Here is a 6,133-nt window from a genome sequence, read left to right as displayed (position 1 = left end):
TTGCAGAGGCTTCTGGGTGGGTGGGGCGGCGCGCTGGGAGGGAATCGGGGTGATACGTTGCGCTCGGCGATTCTGTACACGATGCCGAATTCGAATATCTCGACATTATAGAAATAATGTCAAATTAACTCGCCACTATGATTAAATATCAAACGGTTTACGTTATATTATTTACGAAATCACCAGCCAAACCCCACCATGTCCGATCTCGCTGCCGACGAATCCCGCCTGACCGCCGAAATCGAGCGCCTCAAGGCCGACTTCCCGAAAACCCGCGAGCTGTATCGCGAAGCCTGCGCGCTGCTGTTCTTCCGCTTCGGCATCACGCCCACCGCGAACCGCCTGTACCAGCTCGTCCGCAAGGGCAGCATGAGCACGCCGACGGCCGTCCTTGGCGAGTTCTGGGCCGAGTTGCGGGAAAAGAGTCGCGTGCGTATCGAGCATCCCGATCTGCCGGCCGATCTGCAGGCGGCCGCCGGTGAACTGGTCGCGGCGCTATGGAATCGGTCGAGTGCGGACGCGGCCGGTGCGCTCGATGCATTGCGCGCGGAGGTCGAAGCCGAGCGGGTGGCGGCGAAGGCGGAAGTCGCGGCGCTACAGGCCGATCTGGCCCGCACCGAAACCGCGCTGGAGCAACGCACGGCCGCGCTGCTGGCCGCGCAGGTGCGCATTCAGGAACTGGAGCAGGCGAGGGCGGCGGACGACGCATCGCGGCAAGCGCTGCAAGCGGAGATCGAGCGCCTCACGGCCGACAACGCGGAAGGCGACCGCGCACTTGCGCAGGCGCGTGCGGACTTCACCACCCAGCTCGACCGGTTGCGCGACGATGCCGGCCGGGCCGAGGAGCGCTTGCGCGCGTCGGAGAAGCGGGCGCTTCAGGAGATCGATCGCGAGCGGCTCGCGGCCGCACGGCTGCAGAAGGAACTCGACGCAGCGGCATTGCGCGCGGAGCAGCGCGATGCGCAGCAGCGGAGGGAGGTGGCCGCGCTGCAGGCGCATCTCGGCGACGCACTGCATCGATGCGGCGTGCTTCAAGGGCAGCTTGACGGCGCGCAGGCGGCCGATGCGGCACGGGGCAAGGAGCTCGATGCGCTGCGGCGCGAAATGACGGCGCTCTCGCGCCGGTCGGCGCTGCGTGGCGCCAAGGCAGCGCCAGCCGCACAACGGGACGAGCGGAGGGCGCGCACACGAAAGCGCGCAGACGAAGCGCCGCCTCGTTGACGGCGAAACCACGAGCGTGCGTCAGCCAAAGGCGACGCACGCCGGACGCCTGAAGCGGGCAGGCAAGCGACCGAGCTCCTTACACCCGCGATCGCCCACCCACTCGCAAATACCAATCAGCTCGACACATACCGCGACGGCAACGCCGGCGCATCCGCCGGAATCGTGACGAGCGACGTGTTGAGCCACCCCTGCGGCGAGCCGTTCGACTGCGCATAGGCGCCGACGTACGGCATCATCCGCGTCGTCTGATAGACCTGCGGCGTCCACCCGGCCGGCGCGAGGAAGATCGACGTCGCGCGCTTCTCGCTGTACGCGGACGCACCGTACGTCGAGATGTTCCACAGCGTCTGCTGATACGTCGCATAGTCGGCGTTGTGCCGCGATCCGCCAGCCTGCCAGCCTTCGAGCTGGATGAACGTGTTGTACGTACCGGCGCCCGCGAGCAGGTTGTTCACCGTGCGCCCGTACAGGAACGACAGGATCAGCCCGCAGTTCGCCGGCGCGAAATCGCTGCCGACGCTCAGGTAATAGCGGCCCGTCGTGTTCAGGACCGACGCGTAGTGCGAGTTGCCGATGTCCGTCGACGTCGTCAGCCCGCTCGCACCCATGAAGCTGTCGAACGCCTGCATCGTGACGCCCGTCGGCAGGTCGCTGGTCGCGCTGATCGCGACGATATGCGAGCCGGCCGCCAGCAGCGTCAGGAACGCGGACAGCGTGCCCGTATTCCAATTGCCCTGCGCATCGACGAACGGAAACGCGCGATAACCCGTCAGCGCGAACACCGCCGGATCGGAACCGGCCTGCCACGCGATCTGCGGCACCCACATCGTCAGCGGGCCGGCGTTCGACGCGCCGGACACGTACTGCTTCAGCGCGTCGATGAGTTGCGCATCGGCAACTGGCAGCACGCCGTAGGCCGCGCCGGTCTGCCAGCGCTGCACCCATTGCGCGACGAAGCCGGCAAGCTGGCCGCCGGTGAAGTCGGCGGGCGGCACGTAGCCGAGCGGCCCGGTGCTTTGGTAGGCCGACTGGATCGCCGCGGCCGTGCGCACGTTGCTGCCGAACATGCTGTTCGCGAAATCCTGGCAGTTGTTGGCCGGCGGCGTCGCGAGCTGCGCGAGCGGGACGACCCACGCGCCGTTCGCAGTCGCGACGCCTCGATACAGCGTGAGGTTCGCGACCGAATCGTGACCGGGGAACGTGGCGGCGTCGGCGCCCGACACGTAGCCGGCCGACGGCGTGACGCTGACGGTGGTCGGCTGCGACCCGAACGGATGGGTGTACGAAATGGCAAACGATGCGTCACCGCCGACGAGGCCGAACGATCCGGTGCAGTCGCCCCAGCTGTTCGACGCGCTGACGGCGGTCGATTGCCCGGTTGCAACCTGCGCTTGCGACGCCTGCGGCAGCGAGCCGCTCTGGCTCGCCGCGTTGCCGTACGCGAGCGTCGTCGACGGAATCGCGTTGACGACGTTGATCGTGATCGAGCGGTCGGCGATGCCGTAGCTGCGCGCGGATGCGTCCGCAGCGCCGGTGGCAGCGAACGACGACGCGGACGTCGGGTTGCCGTCGCCGCCGCAGGCGGCCAGCGTGCCGACGAGCGGCGACAGGGTCAGCGCGGCGCCGCGCTGGATGAAGCGCCGGCGGTTCGGCGCGGACGGGCGTTCGGGTTTCGAAGCGGTCATGGGCGTTCCTGGTCACGGGTTGGGGGGACGACAGAGGACGATCCGGCGCATTGCACACGTGTGCAATGCCGGTCGAAACAGATCGATCGCCGGCACATGCGCCGCGCGTATTTATGCGGGAGCTCGATGAAACGCCCGCGACGAAACCGAGTCGTGCGTGTGACGCCGCGCGCTCGAAGGAGCGGGAAAGGAGGGAGGCATGCCGGCGCGACGTTTGGGCGCCCGGCGGGGATCGGGTAAAGTGCCGCTCAACATGCCGGTTCGACGTTACTAGACGACCGGTCTAATCGTTGCTAACATACGCCATCATGAATGCATCTTCAGGCGCGGAAGTCCGCCAGCACATCCTGAATATCGCCAAGCCGATCATGCTCCACAAGGGGTTTTCGGCGGTCGGCCTGAACGAGATTCTCGCTGCGGCGGGTATCCCGAAGGGCTCGTTCTACCATTACTTCGGCTCGAAAGAGGCATTCGGCGAAGCGCTGCTCGAATCGTATTTCGACGGCTATCTCGCGCATCTCGACAACCTGTTCAAGCATCAGGCCGGCACGGGCGCCGAGCGCCTGATGACGTACTGGCGCAACTGGCTGCACACGCAATGCGCGGACGATCCGGAAGGCAAGTGCCTCGCGGTGAAGCTCGGCGCGGAAGTGTCGGACCTGTCGGAAGCGATGCGCACGGTGCTGCGGCACGGCACGAGCCAGATCATCGAGCGGCTCGCGGGTGGCATCGAGGCCGGGCTGGCCGACGGTTCGCTGAGCGGAGTCGCCGATCCGTCGCATACGGCCGCGATCCTGTACGAGCTGTGGCTGGGTGCGACGCTGCTGGAAAAGATTCACCGCAACCGCCAGCCGCTCGAACGGGCGATGGTCGAAACGCGGCGCATGCTCAACCTGCCGCCGCTCGAGCCGAGCGGGGCGGAGTCGTAACCCGGGCGCGCATCGGCGCGCCTTGTTTTTACCCTGACTCTAGACGACTGGTCTACTCAAACCTGCTCAAACCTGCTCAAACCCGCATGACGAACGTGCCACGCCTCGTTACGCTGCCCCGATTGACTCAACCGAATGCACGCAGGCGCAGCGGCCTGAGCGCCGATGCAGCCGTCTGCCGTTGGTCCATCCCTGATCCGATCGTGCCCACGAAGCACGTCCATTCCTGTTGAAGGAGACTCACATGCCGCAAAGCAAGACCACCAATCGCCAGATCGTCCTGAACTCGCGCCCGGTCGGCGCGCCGACGCCGGACAACTTCCGCGCCGAATCCGCTGACGTGCCGACGCCCGGCGCCGGCCAGGTGCTGCTGCGCACGGTCTGGTTGTCGCTCGACCCGTACATGCGCGGCCGGATGAGCGACGCACCGTCCTATGCGCCGCCGGCCGAACTCGGCCGGCCGATGGTCGGCGGCACGGTCAGCCAGGTCGTGTCGTCGAACCTGCCGGCGTTCCGCGAAGGCGACCTGGTGGTGGCAGGCGCCGGCTGGCAGGACTATGCGTTGTCCGACGGCACCGGCCTGATTCCGCTCGGCCGCGACTTCGCGCATCCGTCGTACGCGCTCGGCGTGCTCGGCATGCCGGGCTTCACCGCCTATACCGGCCTGCTGAAGATCGGCGAGCCGAAGGCCGGCGAAACCGTGGTGGTCGCGGCGGCGAGCGGTGCGGTCGGCGCGGTGGTCGGCCAGATCGCCAAGCTGAAGGGCTGCCGCGTGGTCGGCATCGCGGGTGGTGCCGACAAGTGTGCGTACGTGACCGACACGCTCGGCTTCGACGTGTGCGTCGACCACCGCGATCCGGCCTTTGCCGCGAAGCTGAAGGACGCGTGCCCGAACGGCATCGACATCTATTTCGAGAACGTCGGCGGGGCCGTGTTCGACGCGGTGTGGCCGCTGTTCAACGACCATGCGCGCGTGCCCGTGTGCGGGATCATCGCGCACTACAACGACGCGGCCTACGACGACAAGGCCGTGTCGACCGGCCGCGACCGCGTGCCGGCACTGATGGGCACGATCCTGCGCAAGCGCATCCGGATGCAGGGTTTCATCATCATGGATCACTATGCAACCGGCTATGCGACGTTCATGAAGGAAATGAGCGAATGGGTCGCGCAGGGCAAGGTGAAGACGCTCGAGGACGTCGTCCCCGATCTCGCCGATGCGCCGGAAGCGCTGATCGGCCTGCTGGCCGGCAAGAACTTCGGCAAGGTCGTCGTGCGCGTGGGCCCCGACGAACTGGCCTGATGCATCGGCACGACGACACACGACGATTGCACGCCGGCGTCATGCGACGCCGGCTTGTGGCATGCTCGACCCCACCATCGACGACTAGGAGAGTGACAAGATGGCGCTCCACGTAATTGCTTCCCTGTTCCTGAAACCCGAACACGCGGCGGCCGCCGAGGCCGAACTGCGCAGCATGGTCGCGAAGACGCGCACCGAGCCGGGCAACCGGCGCTACGACCTGTTCCGTGAGCAGGACGGTTCGCCGAACCTCCACCTGTACGAGATCTACGACGACCAGGCCGCGTTCGACGCGCACCTGGCGAGCCCGTATTTCGGCGAATTCCGCGCGAAGTCGGCCGACTGGTTCACCGCGCCGCCGGTCATCAAGGTGCTGGCGGGCATCGACGTCGCCGAGTAACCACGCAGCACCCTCGTTGCGGCCCGCTCCCACCCGGGCCGCACGACACCCGCCGCACGGCACGCGGCGGCGATGACGACACCACGCGGCGCATCGTTCGCGCCGCTTCCCCAATACACCGGCCCCGGAGGCTGAATGATCACCCTCAACATCAACGGCGAAACCCGCTCGGTCGACGCCCCCGACGACATGCCCTTGCTCTGGGTGCTGCGCGACGTCGTCGGTCTCACCGGCACGAAGTTCGGCTGCGGGATCGCGCAGTGCGGCGCGTGCACGGTGCATCTCGACGGCGTTGCCGCGCGCTCGTGCGTGCTGCCGGTCGCGGCTGTCGCCGGCCGCAAGATCACGACGATCGAAGCCGTCGGCGCGACGCCGGCCGGCCACAAGGTCCAGCAGGCATGGCGCGAACTCGATGTCGTGCAGTGCGGCTACTGCCAGTCGGGGCAGGTGATGGCTGCCACCGCGCTGATCGCATCGAACCCGAACCCGAGCGACGCCGACATCGACGCGGCAATGGCCGGCAACATCTGCCGCTGCGGCACGTACAACCGGATTCGCGCGGCCGTGAAGCAAGCCGCCAAGGAGGCCTGAC

At 67.2% G+C, this 6,133-nt stretch carries 6 protein-coding genes; 5 read left to right on the top strand and 1 reads right to left on the bottom strand.

Annotated elements, in window-relative coordinates; genetic code table 11:
• Positions 1-198: 198 nt before the first annotated feature.
• Positions 199-1,221 (top strand): DNA-binding protein, encoded by a 1,023-nt coding sequence (locus FFS49_RS31390; RefSeq protein WP_105815245.1) that lies wholly within the window; start codon positions 199-201, stop codon positions 1,219-1,221.
• A 116-nt stretch (positions 1,222-1,337) separates the two neighbouring features.
• On the opposite strand, the gene FFS49_RS31385 is transcribed toward FFS49_RS31390, so the two are convergent.
• The gene (locus tag FFS49_RS31385) at positions 1,338-2,909 is read right to left on the bottom strand and encodes a hypothetical protein (protein ID WP_105815244.1); all 1,572 of its coding nucleotides are present in this window, start codon (positions 2,907-2,909) and stop codon (positions 1,338-1,340) included.
• 308 nt (positions 2,910-3,217) lie between these two features.
• On the opposite strand from FFS49_RS31385, the gene FFS49_RS31380 reads away from it, so the two are divergent.
• From FFS49_RS31380 to FFS49_RS31365, 4 genes are all read left to right on the top strand, one after another.
• Positions 3,218-3,838: a TetR/AcrR family transcriptional regulator gene (locus FFS49_RS31380; protein ID WP_105815243.1), complete on the top strand. Its 621-nt coding sequence runs from the start codon at positions 3,218-3,220 to the stop codon at positions 3,836-3,838.
• Between the two features lie 244 nt (positions 3,839-4,082).
• Positions 4,083-5,141 (top strand): NADP-dependent oxidoreductase, encoded by a 1,059-nt coding sequence (locus FFS49_RS31375; protein ID WP_105815242.1) that lies wholly within the window; start codon positions 4,083-4,085, stop codon positions 5,139-5,141.
• A 100-nt stretch (positions 5,142-5,241) separates the two neighbouring features.
• Positions 5,242-5,541: a putative quinol monooxygenase gene (locus tag FFS49_RS31370; RefSeq protein WP_039357777.1), complete on the top strand. Its 300-nt coding sequence runs from the start codon at positions 5,242-5,244 to the stop codon at positions 5,539-5,541.
• A gap of 135 nt (positions 5,542-5,676) precedes the next feature.
• The gene (locus tag FFS49_RS31365) at positions 5,677-6,132 is read left to right on the top strand and encodes a (2Fe-2S)-binding protein (protein WP_043183740.1); all 456 of its coding nucleotides are present in this window, start codon (positions 5,677-5,679) and stop codon (positions 6,130-6,132) included.
• Position 6,133: the final 1 nt, after the last annotated feature.

It is taken from the genome of Burkholderia sp. 4NA327C6 (assembly GCF_005502655.1).
Lineage (GTDB): Bacteria > Pseudomonadota > Gammaproteobacteria > Burkholderiales > Burkholderiaceae > Burkholderia > Burkholderia contaminans.
The sequence above is the reverse complement of the archived record's forward strand: the minus strand, read 5'-3'. Positions and strand labels throughout refer to the sequence as shown.

Excerpts from the sequence above, each read along its gene's own strand:
- FFS49_RS31380 (WP_105815243.1), top strand. The coding sequence starts at position 3,218 with ATGAATGCATCTTCAGGCGCGGAAGTCCGCCAGCACATCCTGAATATC.
- FFS49_RS31375 (WP_105815242.1), top strand. The coding sequence starts at position 4,083 with ATGCCGCAAAGCAAGACCACCAATCGCCAGATCGTCCTGAACTCGCGC.
- FFS49_RS31365 (WP_043183740.1), top strand. The coding sequence starts at position 5,677 with ATGATCACCCTCAACATCAACGGCGAAACCCGCTCGGTCGACGCCCCC.
- FFS49_RS31385 (WP_105815244.1), bottom strand. The coding sequence starts at position 2,909 with ATGACCGCTTCGAAACCCGAACGCCCGTCCGCGCCGAACCGCCGGCGC.
- FFS49_RS31370 (WP_039357777.1), top strand. The coding sequence starts at position 5,242 with ATGGCGCTCCACGTAATTGCTTCCCTGTTCCTGAAACCCGAACACGCG.
- FFS49_RS31390 (WP_105815245.1), top strand. The coding sequence starts at position 199 with ATGTCCGATCTCGCTGCCGACGAATCCCGCCTGACCGCCGAAATCGAG.